Annotated in this window: 18 protein-coding genes; 7 read left to right on the forward strand and 11 right to left on the reverse strand. The window is 60.7% G+C overall.

Going from position 1 to position 16,554, the window contains the following annotated elements; genetic code table 11:
* Nucleotides 1–98: 98 nt before the first annotated feature.
* Nucleotides 99–959 carry a LysR family transcriptional regulator gene (locus ACMGF8_RS28350; RefSeq protein WP_416757986.1) on the reverse strand — a complete coding sequence of 287 codons (861 nt, stop codon included), beginning with the start codon at nucleotides 957–959 and terminating at the stop codon, nucleotides 99–101.
* A 97-nt stretch (nucleotides 960–1,056) separates the two neighbouring features.
* Here ACMGF8_RS28350 and gstA point away from each other — a divergent pair, with 97 nt between their 5' ends.
* Nucleotides 1,057–1,659 (forward strand): glutathione transferase GstA, encoded by a 603-nt coding sequence (gene gstA, locus ACMGF8_RS28355; protein ID WP_102880644.1) that lies wholly within the window; start codon nucleotides 1,057–1,059, stop codon nucleotides 1,657–1,659.
* Nucleotides 1,660–1,982: 323 nt separating this feature from the next.
* On the forward strand, nucleotides 1,983–2,408 hold the full coding sequence (locus ACMGF8_RS28360; protein WP_102860620.1) for a GNAT family N-acetyltransferase: 426 nt from the start codon (nucleotides 1,983–1,985) through the stop codon (nucleotides 2,406–2,408).
* A 9-nt stretch (nucleotides 2,409–2,417) separates the two neighbouring features.
* On the opposite strand, the gene def is transcribed toward ACMGF8_RS28360, so the two are convergent.
* The 3 genes from def to ACMGF8_RS28375 form a co-directional block, all read right to left on the reverse strand.
* The gene (def, locus tag ACMGF8_RS28365; RefSeq protein WP_102860619.1) at nucleotides 2,418–2,957 is read right to left on the reverse strand and encodes a peptide deformylase; all 540 of its coding nucleotides are present in this window, start codon (nucleotides 2,955–2,957) and stop codon (nucleotides 2,418–2,420) included.
* Nucleotides 2,958–2,959: 2 nt separating this feature from the next.
* A complete protein-coding gene (locus ACMGF8_RS28370) occupies nucleotides 2,960–3,904 on the reverse strand; it encodes a YihY/virulence factor BrkB family protein (RefSeq protein ID WP_102860618.1) in 945 nt (314 codons plus the stop codon).
* A gap of 186 nt (nucleotides 3,905–4,090) precedes the next feature.
* The gene (locus ACMGF8_RS28375) at nucleotides 4,091–4,282 is read right to left on the reverse strand and encodes a CsbD family protein (RefSeq protein WP_102860617.1); all 192 of its coding nucleotides are present in this window, start codon (nucleotides 4,280–4,282) and stop codon (nucleotides 4,091–4,093) included.
* 212 nt (nucleotides 4,283–4,494) lie between these two features.
* Here ACMGF8_RS28375 and ACMGF8_RS28380 point away from each other — a divergent pair, with 212 nt between their 5' ends.
* On the forward strand, nucleotides 4,495–4,872 hold the full coding sequence (locus tag ACMGF8_RS28380) for a hypothetical protein (protein ID WP_102860616.1): 378 nt from the start codon (nucleotides 4,495–4,497) through the stop codon (nucleotides 4,870–4,872).
* 67 nt (nucleotides 4,873–4,939) lie between these two features.
* Here ACMGF8_RS28380 and fadD1 read toward each other — a convergent pair whose 3' ends face one another.
* On the reverse strand, nucleotides 4,940–6,628 hold the full coding sequence (gene fadD1, locus ACMGF8_RS28385; protein ID WP_102860615.1) for a long-chain-fatty-acid--CoA ligase FadD1: 1,689 nt from the start codon (nucleotides 6,626–6,628) through the stop codon (nucleotides 4,940–4,942).
* Between the two features lie 339 nt (nucleotides 6,629–6,967).
* Nucleotides 6,968–8,656, reverse strand: coding sequence for a long-chain-fatty-acid--CoA ligase FadD2 (gene fadD2 / locus ACMGF8_RS28390; protein ID WP_102860614.1), 1,689 nt, complete (start codon nucleotides 8,654–8,656; stop codon nucleotides 6,968–6,970).
* A gap of 213 nt (nucleotides 8,657–8,869) precedes the next feature.
* Here fadD2 and ACMGF8_RS28395 point away from each other — a divergent pair, with 213 nt between their 5' ends.
* Nucleotides 8,870–9,814, forward strand: coding sequence for an alpha/beta hydrolase (locus ACMGF8_RS28395; RefSeq protein WP_102860613.1), 945 nt, complete (start codon nucleotides 8,870–8,872; stop codon nucleotides 9,812–9,814).
* Nucleotides 9,815–9,864: 50 nt separating this feature from the next.
* Nucleotides 9,865–10,335, forward strand: a complete 471-nt coding sequence (locus ACMGF8_RS28400) for a MaoC family dehydratase (protein WP_011062855.1) — start codon at nucleotides 9,865–9,867, stop codon at nucleotides 10,333–10,335.
* An 81-nt stretch (nucleotides 10,336–10,416) separates the two neighbouring features.
* Here ACMGF8_RS28400 and ACMGF8_RS28405 read toward each other — a convergent pair whose 3' ends face one another.
* The 4 genes from ACMGF8_RS28405 to ACMGF8_RS28420 all read right to left on the reverse strand — a co-directional run bounded on the left by ACMGF8_RS28405 (nucleotide 10,417) and on the right by ACMGF8_RS28420 (nucleotide 14,099).
* Nucleotides 10,417–11,283 (reverse strand): HlyD family secretion protein, encoded by an 867-nt coding sequence (locus ACMGF8_RS28405; protein ID WP_207166422.1) that lies wholly within the window; start codon nucleotides 11,281–11,283, stop codon nucleotides 10,417–10,419.
* Nucleotides 11,284–11,293: 10 nt separating this feature from the next.
* Nucleotides 11,294–11,500: a DUF1656 domain-containing protein gene (locus ACMGF8_RS28410; RefSeq protein ID WP_102860611.1), complete on the reverse strand. Its 207-nt coding sequence runs from the start codon at nucleotides 11,498–11,500 to the stop codon at nucleotides 11,294–11,296.
* Nucleotides 11,487–13,475: an FUSC family protein gene (locus tag ACMGF8_RS28415; protein ID WP_416757993.1), complete on the reverse strand. Its 1,989-nt coding sequence runs from the start codon at nucleotides 13,473–13,475 to the stop codon at nucleotides 11,487–11,489. The genes ACMGF8_RS28410 and ACMGF8_RS28415 overlap by 14 nt, the downstream gene beginning before the upstream one ends.
* 156 nt (nucleotides 13,476–13,631) lie before the next feature.
* Nucleotides 13,632–14,099, reverse strand: coding sequence for a ferritin-like domain-containing protein (locus tag ACMGF8_RS28420; protein ID WP_102860610.1), 468 nt, complete (start codon nucleotides 14,097–14,099; stop codon nucleotides 13,632–13,634).
* A gap of 229 nt (nucleotides 14,100–14,328) precedes the next feature.
* Between ACMGF8_RS28420 and ACMGF8_RS28425 the strand changes: the two genes are divergently transcribed.
* Both ACMGF8_RS28425 and ACMGF8_RS28430 read left to right on the forward strand, forming a co-directional pair.
* Nucleotides 14,329–14,565 carry a DUF3820 family protein gene (locus ACMGF8_RS28425; protein WP_025126856.1) on the forward strand — a complete coding sequence of 79 codons (237 nt, stop codon included), beginning with the start codon at nucleotides 14,329–14,331 and terminating at the stop codon, nucleotides 14,563–14,565.
* Nucleotides 14,566–14,578: 13 nt separating this feature from the next.
* Nucleotides 14,579–15,769 (forward strand): aminotransferase class V-fold PLP-dependent enzyme, encoded by a 1,191-nt coding sequence (locus ACMGF8_RS28430; protein ID WP_207166424.1) that lies wholly within the window; start codon nucleotides 14,579–14,581, stop codon nucleotides 15,767–15,769.
* Between the two features lie 114 nt (nucleotides 15,770–15,883).
* On the opposite strand, the gene ACMGF8_RS28435 is transcribed toward ACMGF8_RS28430, so the two are convergent.
* Nucleotides 15,884–16,549, reverse strand: a complete 666-nt coding sequence (locus ACMGF8_RS28435; RefSeq protein ID WP_102860608.1) for a bifunctional 4-hydroxy-2-oxoglutarate aldolase/2-dehydro-3-deoxy-phosphogluconate aldolase — start codon at nucleotides 16,547–16,549, stop codon at nucleotides 15,884–15,886.
* Nucleotides 16,550–16,554: the final 5 nt, after the last annotated feature.

Here is a 16,554-nt window from a genome sequence, read left to right on the forward strand (position 1 = left end):
CCAGTCATTCTGTTTTCACAACTTTTAAATGCCTCTCAAGCCTTCGCGAAAAGTCTCAATCAAGGCATAAACATGACTCGCCAGGAACCGCCCGCCGACTAGGCCCGAGCGAGCATCTGCACAAAGGCCTGAACCAGTCCGTTCGACCCCCGCCCCGGCGCCGCCACCAGGGCGAACTGGCGCTCGATCGCGCAACTCAGAGGCAGCACCCGCAATCCCTGGCGCTGTTCAGGCAAGGTGCTCTCGGGCACCAGGGTCACCCCCAAACGTTCACGCACCAGGCTGAATGCGCTCTTCCACTCGCGCACTTCGATCCGCACATCCGCCAACGACACTCCAGCTTCAAGCGCCAGGCTGCGGGCATTCACCGAGCAGCCGCCAGTGGCCAGGACAAAAGGCTGCGCCAGCAAGACTTCAAGCTCGATGGTCGGGGCTTGCCAGGGGTGATCCTGGGGCAGCACGGCCACCCACGAATCGACACCCAGCAACCACGAACGACGCTCGGGAGGCGGATTCAGTACCACTCCCAGATCCACCAGTTGCGCCTCCAGCAGGGCTTCGACCTCATCATCGCTGACCTCCAGCTGCACCACCTCGATCCCCGGGTGCAGTTGCTTGAAACGTCGCAGCACCGGTGGCAGGAAGCTCGCCAGGACCATGGGAAAGCCCGCCAGGCGCAAACTGCCCTGGAGGATGCCCCGGGCCGTGTCCACTTGCCGGCGAACCTGGGCCAGGGCTCCGAGCATCACCCGCGCCTGCTCCAGCACCTGTAGACCGATTGCCGTGGGCAAAGCCTGGCGGCTTTCCCGGATGAACAGTTGCACGCCCAGCATGTCTTCCATCTGGGCCAAGGCCTGACTGGCCCCGGACTGGGTCATGCCCACCTGTTCGGCGGCCCGGGTGATGGTGCCGCACTCGGCGATTGCCACCAGCAAGCGCCAATGCATCAGGTTCATCATGGCAGTAGCTATCCTTATGGCCATTTTCTGAAAGATTAATTTTACCCATGCCAGTGCTGCCCCGACACTGGCTCGAACATCAACCAGAGACCTGCCGATGAAACTCTACTACGCCCCTCAAGCCTGCTCCCTGGCCTCCCATATCGTGCTGCGGGAACTGCAACTGCCGTTCGACGCCATCCGCGTCGACAATCGCAGCAAGCGCACCGCCGACGGCCAGGACTTCCTCACCCTCAACCCCAAGGGCTACGTGGCCGCCCTGCAACTGGACAACGGCGAAGTACTCACCGAAGGCCCGGCGATCCTGCAATATCTGGCAGACCTCAAGCCCGAGGCCGGATTGGCGGCGGCCAATGGCAGTTGGCAACGGGTAAGGCTGCAGGAAACCCTGAACTTCATCACCAGCGAAGTTCACGGGATCATGGGTTGGCTGTTCAACCCAGGGCTCGATGACAGTGTGAAGGAGGTGTTCCGGCAGAAGCTGTTCAAACGCTTTGCCCTGTTGGAGCAGACCTTGGAGCGCCAGGATTATCTGCAAGGCGGGCAGTTCGGCATCGCCGATGCCTATCTGTTCACCGTGCTGCGCTGGACTGCGCTGTTTGCCATCGATCTGGGAGCCTGGCCGGCATTGGCGAAGTTCCAGGCCCGGGTCGAGCAGCGGCCGGCGGTGCGGGAGGCATTGGCGGTGGAGCTGGCTTAGGTTCGAAACAGCAAATGGAGAAGTCGCGCTGAACAGGCAGAACCCGCGCCTGCCTTTTCAGAAGGGATAAAACGAAGCCCGCGTTGCGGGCTTCGTCAAATTGATCAATGGCCGAAGATGTTCACTTCGGTTTTCTTGGCCTTTTTCTCGGCGCGCTTCTCGTCTGCGCTCTTTGCCGGTTTCTTCTTGGCATTCTTCTTGGCGTTCATACCTTTGGACATGATCTTTACTCCACTGCTGCGGGATAGGACTCAGGTATAGCACCTATAGCGGTCGGGGGTTCCTTTATAATCCGCCGCTCCCTGTTGCAATCCCGGAAAGCCATGTCCAGCCTCCAGATCTGCCTCCTTGCCGAGGCCGCGCGTCCCTTGCTGAACAAGTTCTATCGCCAGCACCAGTCGCCCATGCGGGCCTCGTCCGCAGGCCAGCTCTGGGTGGCCAGGAACGAGGGGATCGTCGCCGGGATGAGCCTGACCCCGGTGGCCCAGGGGCATTGGCTGACGGGTTTGTTCGTTGCCCCCGAGCACCGCGGCCAGGGGCTGGCCGGACAGTTGGTGGAGCGGGCGCTGATGCAGGTCGAAGGGCCAGTCTGGCTGTTCTGTCACCCGGACCTGGAAACTTTGTATCAGCGCATGAGTTTTTCCACCGCTACCCAATTACCCCAGCCGCTGGCCGAACGGCTGGCTCGCTATCAACGCAGCAAGCCGCTGCTGGCCATGGGGACCGACAGCGTTCGCCCGGGTCCGTAGGCTTGGGCGTTACGCGTCAGCGTTGGGATCGAGGTCGGGAAACAGCACCTCGGTGAAACCGAACTTGCTGAAATCACTGATCCGCGATGGGTACAGCCGCCCGATCAAGTGATCGCACTCATGCTGCACCACACGGGCATGAAAGCCCGAGGCCACACGCACGATAGGCTCGCCCTTGGGGCTGAAACCTTCATAGCGAATGTGCTGGTAGCGCTGCACCGCGCCCCGCAGCCCTGGCACCGAGAGACAACCTTCCCAGCCCTCTTCCAGTTGCGGACTCAAGGGCGTGATCAAGGGGTTGATGAGGATGGTCTGAGGCACGGCCTCTGCCTCCGGATAACGTTCGCTGTGCTCGAAGCCGAAGATCACCAGTTGCAGATCGACACCGATCTGCGGTGCTGCCAGGCCAACGCCACCGACACTTTCCATGGTCTGGAACATATCGTCGATCAGTTGCCACAGCTCGGGGCTGTCGAACATCTCGGGCGCCACCGGAGGCGCAATACGCAGCAGGCGTTCATCGCCCATTTTGAGGATTTCACGGATCATGTTCAGGCTTCGTCAGTGGTCGGATGGCGCGAGTGATCCCGGCCCAGTCCCGATACGTGTTGTTTATCGCCGGGCCCGTCAAAGTCCTTTTCGCCAGGTTCCTTGCCTTCGGCCGACATGTGTTCGATCACCGCGTTCATCTCCGCCCCCAGCAACAGCACTGCAGCAGAGATGTAGAAGTACAGCAGCAACACGATGATCGCGCCGATACTGCCATACATGGCGTTGTAGTTAGCGAAGGTTTTCACGTAGTAGGCAAAGCCCAGGGACGCGACAATCCAGACCACCACCGCCAGCACCGAGCCCGGCGTGATGAAGCGAAACTTCTGCTTCACATCGGGCATCACGTAGTACATCAAGGCCACGGCCACCATCATCAGCAGCACGATCACCGGCCAGCGCAGGATGGTCCACAGGGTGACGATGAACTCTTCCAGGCCCACCTGACCAGCCAGCCAGGTCATCACCTGGGGCCCCAGTACCATCAGGGCTGCCGCGGCCAGGAGCATGCCGGCAATGCCCACGGTATAGAACACCGACAGCGGAAAGCGCTTCCAGATCGGCCGGCCCTCGACCACATCGTAGGCTGCGTTCATTGCGCTCATCATCAGGCGCACGCCCGCCGAGGCGGTCCACAGGGCGATGACGATACCCACGGAGAGCAATCCGCCCTTGGACTGTTGCAATTGATCGATCACCGGATTCACCTGCTCCAGGGCCTGGGGCGGCAGCACCAATTCCGATTGCAGGCGCAGCCAGGTAAAGAAGTCCGGCAGATGCAGGAAACCGATCAGGGCAATGAGAAACAGGATGAAGGGGAACAGCGAGAACAGCATCTGGTAGGCCAGCGCCGAGGCATAGGTGGACATCTCGTCCGCGATGAATTCATTGACCGTGCGGATCAGCACACGGTGCAGGGGCAAACCTTTGAGGTCCGGAAAAATCATAGCGTCTCCTTTCGCCGCAAAAAGGTTGAAGTCGATGGCGACTCAGGGGGCGTTTTCTACAACAAATTAGCCTAGTTGGCGAACCGCAACCATTCGCACGGGCTGATTACCGTTGCTCCGCAGCAACACACATGAAAACGGCCATCCGTGGATGGCCGCTGCGTTGAATCATCGAGGGCCCCGTATTCAGGCCTTGTCGATGGTCTTTTTCACTGCATCCTTGGTCTTGCCAAGGGCTTGCTGGGCTTCGCCTTTCTTCTCCTGCAACTTGCCCTCTGCCTGCAGTTTGGTGTTGTCGGTGGCCTTGCCGACACCCTGCTTGACGTTGCCGATGGCTTCGTTGGCCAGACCTTTTGCCTTATCTGCTGTGCTGCCCATGGTATTTCTCCGTAGAACATTCATTGATCAAACAAAGAGGATTTGCGTCGTTACCCAAGGTTGACTCGTGGCCGTTGCGCAGAGTTTCAATTATTTTTCGTCAGGCATTTCATCGCAGGCCCGAGGTTGCCCTTTATGTTTGTCGGGCAACCCGGGAGAATGCTCGACCTGTTCAGGCCAAGCACTGAAGATCCAATCCCCGTAGGAATGTTATGAAACTCGATAAAAAGCAGGCCATTGCCCGTAGAAACCAGGAACTGGGCGGTGCGGTGCTGGGCGTCAACAACTGCCATTTCGCGGAGCTGAACCGCAACCGCAATATCTGGTGGTTCGATATCCTGGTGACCCGTCTGGCCATTGGTCAGTACGAATGGGTGCACCTGCTGCTGCACACCCCGGACACCAACCAGTTGCTGCACCTGAAAGTGCCGACCGTGTTCCTGCGGGAAAATATGGAAGGCCTGGTGATCCGCAATGAAGGCAAGCGCAAGGCCGCCCTGAGCCTGGAGTTGAGTGCCGACAAGGACTCCTTCCTCAAGGACGTGCGCCCGGCCGGCACCGGCGTGAGCTTTGCCCAGTTCCAGCAGTAAGCCGGCACAAGTTACCAGCCCATGAAAAAGCCCCGCACTGGCGGGGCTTTTTTGTGGACGCTGCGGCTTACTTCTTCACGCCGAGCTTCTTCAACTCTTCGTCACGCAGTTCACGGCGCAGGATCTTGCCGACGTTGGTGGTCGGCAGCGCATCGCGGAACTCCACGGCCTTGGGCACCTTGTAGCCGGTGACATTGGCGCGCATGTGTTCCATCACCTGCTCCTTGGTCAGGGTCACGCCTGGCTTGGCGACGATGAAGATCTTGATGATCTCGCCAGACTTCTCGTCCGGTACGCCGATCGCTGCGCACTGCAGGACCCCCGGCAGGGAAGCCAGGACGTCTTCCAGTTCGTTGGGATACACGTTGAAACCCGAGACCAGGATCATGTCCTTCTTGCGGTCGACGATGCGGATATAGCCGTCCGGCTGAATCAGGGCGATGTCACCGGTCTTCAACCAACCGTCGCTGAGGACTTCGTCAGTAGCGTCCTGACGCTGCCAGTAGCCCTTCATCACCTGCGGGCCCTTCACGCACAGTTCACCCACTTCCCCCAGGGGCAGTTCGTCGCCCGCGTCGTTGATCACCCGACACAAGGTCGAAGGCACTGGAATGCCGATGGTGCCGATCTGGATGTTCTGGATCGGGTTGACCGTGGCCACCGGACTGGTCTCGGTCATGCCGTAGCCTTCACAGATCGAGCAATTGGTGACCGACTTCCAACGCTCGGCGGCCGCCAGTTGCAGGGCCATGCCCCCGGACAACGTGACTTTGAGCGCGGAAAAATCCAGTTTGCGGAACGCTTCGTTGTTGCACAGGGCAACGAACAGGGTGTTGAGACCAACAAAACCGCTGAACTTCCACTTCGACAGTTCCTTGACCATCGCCGGCAGATCCCGCGGGTTACTGATCAGGATGTTGTGGTTGCCCATGAGCATGATGGCCATGCAATGGAAGGTGAACGCATAGATGTGGTACAGCGGCAGCGGAGTGATGAGGATCTCGCAACCTTCATTGAGGTTGGAGCCCATCAGCGCCTTGCACTGCAGCATGTTGGCCACCAGATTGCGATGGGTCAGCATCGCCCCCTTGGCCACGCCGGTGGTACCGCCGGTGTATTGCAGTACCGCCACGTCGCCGCTGGCAGGGTTGGCTTCCTGTACTGGCTGGCCGTGGCCCTTGCTCAGCACCTCATTGAACTTGACGGCCTGGGGCAAGTGATAAGCCGGCACCATCTTCTTCACGTACTTGACCACACTGTTGATCAGCACACGCTTGAAGGTGGGCAAAAGGTCCGCCACTTCAGTGATGATCACGTGCTTGACCGAAGTTTTGGGGACCACGGTCTCTGCCAGGTGGGCCATGTTGGCCAGGCAAACCAGAGCCTTGGCTCCAGAGTCGTTGAACTGGTGCTCCATCTCCCGCGCGGTGTACAGCGGGTTGGTGTTGACCACGATCAGGCCGGCGCGAATAGCACCGAACACCGCAATCGGGTATTGCAACAGGTTGGGCAACTGCAGGGCGATTCGATCGCCAGGCTGCAAATCGGTATGCTGCTGCAGGTACGCGGCGAAGGCCCCAGACAGTTCGTACAGTTCACCGTAAGTGATTGTCTTGCCGAGGTTGCTAAAGGCCGGTTTGTTAGCAAAACGTTGGCAGGACTGCTTCAACACCGCCTGAATATTCGGATACTCGTCAGGATTGATATCGGCAGCAATCCCAGCTGGGTACTTATCCTTCCAAAAGTCTTCGATCATGGAAGCCCACTCCTCAGCAACGCGAATTCATCACCGCATTTGATGCGATTATTATTTGTCTGTGTTTTTTATTGGTGTCTATTGTTGGTGAGTCTGGCTTTTACTTAGGCCGAGAAGTCACAAAGCGCGCCGAGAGTAGCAGCTTTGGAAAAGGCCGCCTAGAGCCAAAAAAGGCCTCAATAGTCACATTTATGACTCAAGACATTCTAATAGTCATTTTTAGAGTAAAAATTCTACAACCCTGAATTCCGCTCTGGCACGGGCCTTTGCGCCCCCAGAATGCATCGCGGGCAAGCCCGTTGAGCCAACAGGCTTGCCCGCGATGGAAAAAGCCAGGGATCAGGCGATGTCGCGCAGCTCGCGACGCAGGATCTTGCCCACAGGCGTCATCGGCAGAGACTCACGCAGCACGATGTGCTTGGGCACTTTGTACCCCGTGAAATTCTCCTTGCAGTAGGCCTTGAGCTCTTCAAGGCTGACCCCCGCCTCACGAGGCACCACAAACAGCTTCACCGCCTCGCCGGAACGTTCGTCCGGCACCCCGATCACCGCGCAGTTGGCGACCTTGGGGTGAGCCATGACCACATCTTCGATCTCGTTGGGGTAAACGTTGAAACCCGAGACGATGATCATGTCCTTCTTACGATCAACGATGCGCACGAAACCATCGGGATCGATCACTGCAATATCGCCGGACTTGAACCAACCCTCGGCATCCAGCACTTCGGCCGTGGCTTCCGGCTTGTTCCAGTAGCCCTTCATGATCTGTGGTCCCTTGATGCACAGCTCGCCACGCTCGCCCAGCGGCAGCTCGGTGCCCTGGTCATCGATGACCTTCAAGGTGGTGCCCGGCACTGGCAGACCGACCGTACCCAATCGCGAGCGGTCGCCATAGGGGTTGGTGCAGGCCACCGGCGAGGTTTCGGTGAGGCCATAACCTTCGGTGATCCGGCAGCCGGTGAGTTTCTGCCAGCGCTCAGCCGTAGCCTTGACCAGGGCCGTGCCACCGGAGTTGGTCAGCTTGAGGTTGGAAAAATCCAGGTTCTTGAATTCCGGGTGATCCATCAGGGCCACGAACAGCGTGTTGAGCCCCAGCAAGGCGGAAAAACGCCAGTTCTTCAGCTCCTTGATAAAGGCGCCGATATCCCGCGGATTGCTGATCAGCACGTTGTGGTTGCCCGTGACCATCATGCACATGCAGTTCGCGGTGAAGGCATAGATGTGGTACAGCGGCAGCGGCGCGATCATCACTTCCTGCCCTTCACGCCACTGGCTATGACCGTCGGGCCCGTGCTGGCCGAGGCAGGCCCGGGCCTGCTGCATGTTGGCCACCAGGTTGCCGTGGGTCAGCATCGCGCCCTTGGCCAGGCCGGTGGTACCGCCGGTGTACTGCAACACGGCAACATCATCGAGCCCCACCTGCAGCGGCTTGATCCCCTGGCCACGCCCCAGGCGCAGGGCACTCTTGAAGGAAATGGCCTGGGGCAGGTGATAGGCCGGGACCATCTTCTTGACCTTGTCCACCACCATGTTGACCAACCAGCCCTTGGCGGTGGGCATCAGGTCGCCCATCTTGGCCTCGATCAGGAACTGGATATCGGTATCCCCTAAAACTTCCTGGACCTTCTGCCCGAAGACATTCAGGTAGACCAGGGCCCGGGCTCCTGAGTCCTTGAACTGATGACGCATCTCCCTGGCGGTGTACAGCGGATTGGTGTTGACCACCACCAGACCGGCCCGCAGCGCACCGAAGACCGCGATCGGGTACTGCAGGACGTTGGGCATCTGCACCGCAATACGATCCCCCGGAACCAGATCGGTATGGCTTTGCAGATAACCGGCAAAGGCCGCGCTGTAGCGTTCCAGCTCGGCGTAGGTGAGGGTCACCCCCATATTGCTGAAGGCCGGGCGATCAGCAAATTTCTTGCAGGAACGCTCAAACACCTCGATCACCGACTTGAAGGCCCCCAGGTCAATCTCGTTGGGGACGCCGGCGGGGCGCTTATCATTCCAGAAATCAGGTTGCATTATTCTTGTCCTCTCATTACCTGAACGGTCCGGGCCGCCTCTGTAACGCTATCAGCGGCGGGGCTCATCGGACGTTAGCAGCTATGGTGAATCAGGCAAATATGCGCAAGTGTGTCATTAATTTTATGAATCTTGCTTCCAACAGGCGTGCGCATCAGACGCACACGCGGCGATACGCTATAAAGTGCAGCGTCTTCGTGCAAAGGAATCGCCATGACCCACGACACGTTCTGGTTGACCACGAGTGATCACCAACGCCTCTTCGTCAACCTGTGGCTGCCCGAGCGCCCGCTCAAGGCACTCATCCTGCTGTCCCACGGCATGGCCGAGCACAGCGGGCGTTACGCTCGCCTGGCCGAGGCCCTGTGCGCCGAGGGTTATGGAATCTATGCCCCGGATCAGCGCGGCCACGGTAAAACCGCGGAACACGGGGTCCTCGGCCACTACGCAGACCAGGGTGGCTGGAACAAGGTCGTCGGCGACCTGGCCAGCCTCAACCAGCACATCGGCCAGCAACACCCCGGCACGCCCATCGTGCTGTTGGGCCACAGCATGGGCAGCTACATCGCCCAGGCCTACCTGCAACATCACAGCGCCAGCCTCCACGGGGCGATTCTCAGCGGCTCGAACTTCCAGCCAGTGGCCCTGTACCGCGCCGCCAGCCTGATCGCGCGGTTCGAACGCTGGCGCCAGGGCGGCCAGGGACGCAGCGCACTGATCGAGTGGCTGTCGTTCGGCTCCTTCAACAAGGCTTTCAAGCCCAATCGCACCGCCTTCGACTGGCTCAGCCGCGATCCGGCCGAAGTCGACAAGTACGTGAACGACCCGCTGTGTGGCTATCGCTGCACCAACCAGCTGTGGATCGACCTGCTCGGTGGCCTGCAACAAATCAGCAAGATTTCCAACCTGGCGCAGATCGATCCCGGCCTGCCGTTGTTGGTCATGGGCGGAGAATGTGATCCGGTGAGTGATGGCAAGCGTCTCAAGGATCTGGCCAACGCATTGCGCGAGGCCGGCAGCCAGTGCCTGCAACTCAATATCTACCCGCAGGCACGTCATGAGCTGTTCAACGAAAGCAACCGTGATCAAGTGACCCACGACGTACTGGCCTGGCTGGACCAAGCGCTGCAACACCGCCGGCCTCCACGGTCGGAGTAAGCGACGGCGCGGTCAGTGCGCTCATTTACCTGTCAGAGGATTTCAGCAACATGACCCAGGTTACCAACACCCCTTACGAAGCCCTGGAAGTCGGTCAGACCGCCCAGTACAGCAAGACCGTCGAGGAGCGTGACATCCAGCTGTTCGCCGCCATGTCCGGCGATCACAACCCGGTGCACCTGGATCCCGAGTTCGCCGCCGCCACCATGTTCAAGGAGCGCATTGCCCACGGCATGTTCAGCGGCGCCCTGATCAGCGCCGCCGTGGCCTGCGAATTGCCTGGGCCGGGCACCATCTACATCGGTCAGCAGATGAGCTTCCAGAAGCCGGTGAAGATTGGCGACACCCTGACCGTACGCCTGGAAATCCTCGAAAAACTGCCGAAATTCCGCGTCCGCATCGCCACTCGCGTGTTCAACCAGCGCGACGAGCTGGTGGTGGACGGCGAAGCCGAGATCCTCGCCCCACGCAAGCAACAGACCGTGACCCTGCCGACCCTGCCGGCCATCACCATTGGCTAAACCGCGCCCCACGTAATCCTCCAGGAGCCGGCTTGTCGGCGAAGGCTTTGCTCGTCATGGCTTGCGCCAGCAAGCCGTCTCCTACCGTCCACTGCCCTCCTCGACCTGCACGCTGGCGGTCATCCCGGCGCTCAGATTGATGCCTTCAGGCACCTTGTCCAGCTTGATCCGCACCGGAATCCGCTGGGCCAGACGAACCCAGTTGAAGGTCGGCTCCACCTCCGCCAGCAATTGCCCGTCAGGGGTGGCGTTGCGGTCGGTGATCCCCCGGCTGACGCTTTGCACATGGCCCGGCAGGGCATCGCCGGCACTCATCAGCCAGACCTTTACCGGGTCGCCGACCTGGATTCGCGGCAGCTTGGTTTCCTCGAAATAAGCCTGGACGTAGAACGTCGAATCATCGATCAGCGCCATCACTGGCTGCCCGGCATTGACGTAGTTACCCTCGGCCAGGCGCAGGTTGGTGATATGCCCGTTACGGGGCGCGCGCACCTGACTGCGGGCCAGGTTGAGCTCCGCGACCTTGGCCTCGGCCTGGGCCTGACGCAGTTCGCCCCGGGCTATGCCGGCGTTGATCTGGGCGTTCTCGCGCAGCTCGGCACTGATGGCCTGGGGACCCAGGGCCGCACGGCGACTGGCCTCGTGCTCGCGCAGACTCAATTGCTGCTGACGGGTCTGAACCACGGCCTGGGCCTTTTCCAGGGCCGCCTCGAACCGGTCACGGTCGATGCTCAGCAACAAGTCTCCGGCCTTCACGGGCTGGTTGTCCGCCACCTTGAGCTCGCGCACCCAGCCGGATACGTCCGGGGCCACGATCACCACGTCGGCGCGAATCCGCGCGTCCCGGGTCCAGGGCGTCAGCATGTAGTACTGCCACAGGTGATAACCGGCGAAGATCGCCACCGCCACCAGGCACAGGGTAAATACGACACGTACGGGTGTACGCATAATCAACTCCTTATAAAGGTCCCAGGACCACAGTGATCACCGTCAATACACAGACGTACAGGGCACAATCGAACAGGGCTTCATGCCAGATCCAGCGCCCCAATCCGGTGACTCGCACCAGCACTCGCAGCACGCCGGTGACCACCAGCGCCAGCACCACGTAAATCAGAAACGGGCTGAGCAGCACCCCGCCCAACGACCACTCACGCAGCCCCATGACTGTCCTCCTGCTGCCGGCACCAACTGCGCCAGCTGTTTTGCAATTGCAGCACCGCCCCCTTGGCCAGTTTCAACGCGTCACTGGGTGGCTGCTGGTCCAAAGCGTCGAGCAAGGCCGCACTGGGCGCCACCAGCGCTTCCTGGCGATGACCGGCCGGGCCCTGTTCAAGGATGCGTTGCAACTGCTCGAAATACTCACGCTGCGCCGCACTCACCGGCACCTGGGCCACCGCCAGGCTCAGGCGCAGGTGCATCAGTTCATCGCCGACGTCCAGGCCCAACAGGCCATCGTCCCAGCGACTGCGGGCCTGTTCCGGCAGCTCCGGATAATGCCGGGCCAGTTGCAGCAGGCGATCAGCCATGCGCCCGCCGAACCAGCTTTCCGCGCCCCGCAGGTTGCGCCGAGTCAAACGCACCAGATCACTCAAGGTCGCCGCCAGCAGGCGCCGGCCATGCCAGGCCGGGTTACGCAGAATCAGCAGATGGAAGGCCAGTACCGCAGCGCCCACCCCCAGCACCATGGCCTGGGCATTGTTGAAGAAGCTGGCGACATCGAAATTCATGCGGTTCATCGGCGAAATCAACACGATGAAATGCAGGCAGAACGAAGTGGCAGTGGCGCCTATCTGTGGCTTGGCCATGCCCAGGGCGCCGAAGAACAGCGGCACGCCCATGGCCATGGCCAACATCGCAAAGCCGCTCCATTGGGGCAGGAGGATCTGCCCCACCAGGAACGCCGCCGGAATCGCCAGGAAGATTCCGCGCATGAAGCTCATGCCAATCTGCGCGCCGTTCTCACGGCTGGCAAACAGACTGCAGACCACACAGGTCAGGAGCATGGCCCCGGAAGCAGCAGGCCAGGCAGTGGCCAGCCAGAAGCTGGCCACCGTGAGAAACGCCAAGGCACTGCGGGCACCGAATACCAGGGCCAGCGACAGATCACGATGGGGAGTCAGGGTTGCCGGTTGCTCCACCGGCGCCCGCCCCTTCTGCACCGCGTCCAGGGCCTGGGTTGCCGCCAGGGCGGTATCCAGCAACAACGCAAAACGCGCCAGGCAAAAGCTCTGCGCCGGGCTGATCTGAAGCTCATGGGACGCTTCCTGCAGGCGCGGCCGCAGCGCTTGCAGACCAGCCTTGTCGGCCGCCGCCAGGGCTTCCTGAACCCGATCCATCCAGGGCTGCAGTTGCCGGGCTTCGTCGGCGTCCAATTGTTTCCACTGGCGCCGCACCGAACGGGAGATCCGCAACAGCATCAGCAGCTTCTGGCTCAGGCCACTGATAGCCCGGGCCCGCTGGCGCCCCGATGGCCCTTCGAACCAGGCGTGTTCGCGCTGGGAGTCCACGGCGACGATGCGCCCGAGAATTTCCAGCAGGCCCTTGCGCGCCAGGGCATCGCCGGCCAGGGTGGCGCGAGCGGCCTGCATGCCACTGTGCCAGGCGCTGCGGGCCTGATCCGCCAATTGTCGCTCTACCCGCATCGGCCAGATCAGGGCACTGCTGGCGGTGGCGCAAATGATCCCCAGGGAGATCTCCGTGCAACGGGCCACGGCCTGATCGAACACGGTCAACGGGTGACTGATGGCGGGCAAGGCGATGATCGCCACGGTGTAGCCCGCCAGCACGAAGGAATAGGACCAGGCACTGCGCAGCAGCGTGGAACTGGCGGTGCACAACCCCAGCCACAGGGCCAGGGCCAGCAGGAACAACCAGGGCGTCTGGGCGAACAGGCCCATGAACAGCACCGACATAAGGGTGCCAACCAAGGTCCCCAGCAGCCGGGCCAGCCCCTTTTGCAGCACCATTCCGGACAACGGCTGAGCGACGATGAACGCGGTCATCAGGGCCCAGGCCGGCTGCTCCAGGCCCCAACGCAACGCCAGCCACAGCGCCAGGCCACCACCCAGCAGCGTCTTGATCGCGAACTGCACGGCAGGAAGGCTGGGAGCAAGCAAGGCCTGCAAGGTAATGGGCACGAACAAGGACTCTCGGAAGGACTGAATAACCATAGTCGGGATCGCCACGAGTGGGCGCGAGCTAATTATTAGCTAGCTAACTAATTCCCGTCCAGCACTAAATCACAGGCATAAAAAAACGCCAGACTGGCTGGCGTTTTTGACAGGTTTTAGCCGTTACGAACGGGCACGAGCCTGGTTGCGCAACGCTTTGACCTGATCGTGATTGCGTTGCACGCCGTGGTACTGGCGCTCTACCACATCACGAATACCCACCAGGTTGTGCTTGCTGATTTTATCCAGCGCCTCCTTGTAGGACTTCAAGGCATGGTCTTCGCCACGCTCGGCCTCGTTGAGCACCGATTCCTCATCCTTGCCGGTCACCAGTGACTTGAGGTCGACCCAACGACGGTGCAGATCGCCACTGACGCTGGTGGAGGTTTCCGGTTCGCCACCCATGGAGCGCACCACGGACTGCAGTTCGGCGGCGGCGGTAGCGCAATCGGTGGAGCGCTTGATGAACAGCGCCTTGAGTTCTGGGTGCTTGATGTCTTCAGCACAGGTCTTGAACCCTTCCTGACCATCCTTGCTGGTCTCGATCAGGCTGTTGAGCACCGAAATTGCTTCTTTATTCAAGTCAGTCATTTTCTGGTTCCTTGCGGGTTGAGAGAGTTGAGTCAACTGCTGGGTTAACTGCTGGATTAACCTTTGCACCCGCCATGCCAGACTTTGAATTTATATTTTTTACTTAATTTTCAATAATTTATCTTTTAACTAAAAATCTGTATCCGCGTTATTTGCATGATCTGTCATTTGGCCTGCATGCAGAATGCCTGTATTTTCCATGGCGTTCGAATCACACGAAAGTTGCGCCATGACCCCCGAGACACTTGAACTGCTGATCACCCGGGAAATGCCCTTCGGCAAGTACAAGGGCCGCATCCTGGCCGACCTGCCCGGCCCCTACCTGAATTGGTTCGCCCGCGAGGGCTTTCCCAAGGGTGAGCTCGGCGGCCTGCTGGCCCTGATGCAGGAGATCGATCACAACGGCCTGTCCGACCTGCTGGACCCGCTGCGCGCCAAACACGGCAAACCCAAGCCCCGTCACTGAAAAAGAGCCCACCATGCCAAGGACTGCAGCAACCCTTGCCCAGGACGAAGACCATTGGCGTGCAATCGCCCGGCAGTTCGACATCGAACCTGGGCCGATCAATCTGGAGAACGGCTATTTCGGGCGCATGACGCGCAAGGTGGCCGAGGAGTACCAACACAATATCCAGTGGGTGAACCGCAGCAACTCGGTGCATGTGCGCCAGCGCTTCGAACAGATCGAGGCCCTGCAGATCCGTGGCCAGCTGGCAGCACTGCTGGAGGCCCCGGAGAATGCCGTGGCCCTGACTCGCTGTGCTTCCGACGCCCTGCAATCCTTGATCCGCAACTACAACCGCCTGCAACCCGGCGACCAGGTGCTGCTCAGCGACCTGGAGTACGACACGGTGAAAAGCGCGATGCGCTGGCTGGCCCGTCACCGGGGTGTGGAGGTGATAGAAATCGAGCACCAGCACCCTGCCAGTTTTGACAGCCTGCTCGACACCTATACAAGCGCGTTCGAGCGTTACCCGCGACTCAAGCTGATGCCGCTGACCTACGTCACCCATCGCAGCGGACTGGTCATGCCAGTCCAGGCCATTGCCGCCGCCGCCCGGGGACACCAAGTCGACATCATTCTCGACGGCGCCCACGCCCTGGGCCAGATCGACTTCGACCTGCCCCAGCTGGGGATCGCCTTCGCTGGTTTCAACCTGCACAAATGGATCGGCGCGCCGCTGAGCCTGGGCTTTATCTATATCCACCCGGAACGCCTGGAGGATATCGACCCGGACATGGGCGAGTTCCACTTCCCCACCGACGACATCAGGGCCCGAACGCCCTACAGCACACCGAACATCCCGGCGCTGATGACCTTGCCCCTGGTGTTCGAAGAGCATCGAGCCATGGGCGGTTCGGCGGCCAAGGGCGCACGCCTGAACTACCTGCGCGCGACCTGGACCGAAGCCGTGCGCGAGACGCCAGGGATCGAAATCCTGACCCCGAAAGACCCGCGCCTGTGCTGCGCCATCAGCGCCCTGCGCTTTACCCGCCACGCCGACCAGCAAGCCCTGGTGGAGCGCCTGCTGCGCGACTACAACCTGTTCGCCGTAACCCGTACCGGCGCCGGTTTTGGCCCCTGCATCCGCATCACCCCGGGGCTGGTGACGCCTCTGGAGCACATCCAGTGCTTGATCGGGGCCCTTGGCGAATTGGCCAACCAGTGACGCCTCCCTCTCTTCAAGCGAGGGGCGAGGCTTTTTCTCCAGGCAAAAAAAAACGGTGCACCGACCAAGCGCACCGTAAAGCCGTAGAACACACCAACGAATCAGGTAAAAATTTCAGTCCAGCAGAGACAGGGCCTCGGCTGTGCACTCTTGAATCCGCGCCCAGTCGCCGTTCTTGATCCACTCGGGATCGAGCATCCAGCTACCGCCCACGCACATCACATTCTTCAAGGCCATGTAGCTCTTGATATTGGCCGGGCCAACGCCGCCAGTCGGGCAGAATTTCACCTCACCGAACGGACCGCCCAGGGCCTTGATCGCCGCCACACCACCGCTGACTTCAGCCGGGAACAGCTTGAAGCGACGATAACCCAGGGCATAACCCTCCATGATCCCGGAAGCATTGCTGATCCCCGGCAACAGCGGGATCGGACTGGCGACACTGGCCTGCAACAGGTCACGGGTGATACCCGGGGTGACGATGAACTGCGAGCCTGCCGCTTGCGCCGCGGTGAGCATGTGCGGATCAAGCACGGTGCCGGCACCGGTCACCAGTTCCGGACGCTGCTCGCGCAGGATCTGGATGGCCTTGAGGCCGAACTGCGAACGCAGGGTCACTTCCAGGGCCGTCAGGCCACCTGCCGCCAGGGCGTCTGCTAGTGGCAGCACATCCTGCTCACGGGCAATGGTGATCACCGGCAGAATCCGCGCCTTGGCACAGAGGCTGTCGATCAGGGCAACTTTGTCCGCCATGGAAACGGTCGGGGGTAGGTTTGTCATAGCGG

The sequence above is a fragment of the Pseudomonas sp. BNK-7 genome (assembly GCF_048072025.1).
Lineage (GTDB): Bacteria > Pseudomonadota > Gammaproteobacteria > Pseudomonadales > Pseudomonadaceae > Aquipseudomonas > Aquipseudomonas danubii.

Coding starts and splice junctions, on each gene's coding strand:
- ACMGF8_RS28350 (WP_416757986.1), bottom strand. CDS start 959: ATGATGAACCTGATGCATTGGCGCTTGCTGGTGGCAATCGCCGAGTGC.
- gstA (WP_102880644.1), top strand. CDS start 1,057: ATGAAACTCTACTACGCCCCTCAAGCCTGCTCCCTGGCCTCCCATATC.
- ACMGF8_RS28360 (WP_102860620.1), top strand. CDS start 1,983: ATGTCCAGCCTCCAGATCTGCCTCCTTGCCGAGGCCGCGCGTCCCTTG.
- def (WP_102860619.1), bottom strand. CDS start 2,957: ATGATCCGTGAAATCCTCAAAATGGGCGATGAACGCCTGCTGCGTATT.
- ACMGF8_RS28370 (WP_102860618.1), bottom strand. CDS start 3,904: ATGATTTTTCCGGACCTCAAAGGTTTGCCCCTGCACCGTGTGCTGATC.
- ACMGF8_RS28375 (WP_102860617.1), bottom strand. CDS start 4,282: ATGGGCAGCACAGCAGATAAGGCAAAAGGTCTGGCCAACGAAGCCATC.
- ACMGF8_RS28380 (WP_102860616.1), top strand. CDS start 4,495: ATGAAACTCGATAAAAAGCAGGCCATTGCCCGTAGAAACCAGGAACTG.
- fadD1 (WP_102860615.1), bottom strand. CDS start 6,628: ATGATCGAAGACTTTTGGAAGGATAAGTACCCAGCTGGGATTGCTGCC.
- fadD2 (WP_102860614.1), bottom strand. CDS start 8,656: ATGCAACCTGATTTCTGGAATGATAAGCGCCCCGCCGGCGTCCCCAAC.
- ACMGF8_RS28395 (WP_102860613.1), top strand. CDS start 8,870: ATGACCCACGACACGTTCTGGTTGACCACGAGTGATCACCAACGCCTC.
- ACMGF8_RS28400 (WP_011062855.1), top strand. CDS start 9,865: ATGACCCAGGTTACCAACACCCCTTACGAAGCCCTGGAAGTCGGTCAG.
- ACMGF8_RS28405 (WP_207166422.1), bottom strand. CDS start 11,283: ATGCGTACACCCGTACGTGTCGTATTTACCCTGTGCCTGGTGGCGGTG.
- ACMGF8_RS28410 (WP_102860611.1), bottom strand. CDS start 11,500: ATGGGGCTGCGTGAGTGGTCGTTGGGCGGGGTGCTGCTCAGCCCGTTT.
- ACMGF8_RS28420 (WP_102860610.1), bottom strand. CDS start 14,099: ATGACTGACTTGAATAAAGAAGCAATTTCGGTGCTCAACAGCCTGATC.
- ACMGF8_RS28425 (WP_025126856.1), top strand. CDS start 14,329: ATGACCCCCGAGACACTTGAACTGCTGATCACCCGGGAAATGCCCTTC.
- ACMGF8_RS28430 (WP_207166424.1), top strand. CDS start 14,579: ATGCCAAGGACTGCAGCAACCCTTGCCCAGGACGAAGACCATTGGCGT.
- ACMGF8_RS28435 (WP_102860608.1), bottom strand. CDS start 16,549: ATGACAAACCTACCCCCGACCGTTTCCATGGCGGACAAAGTTGCCCTG.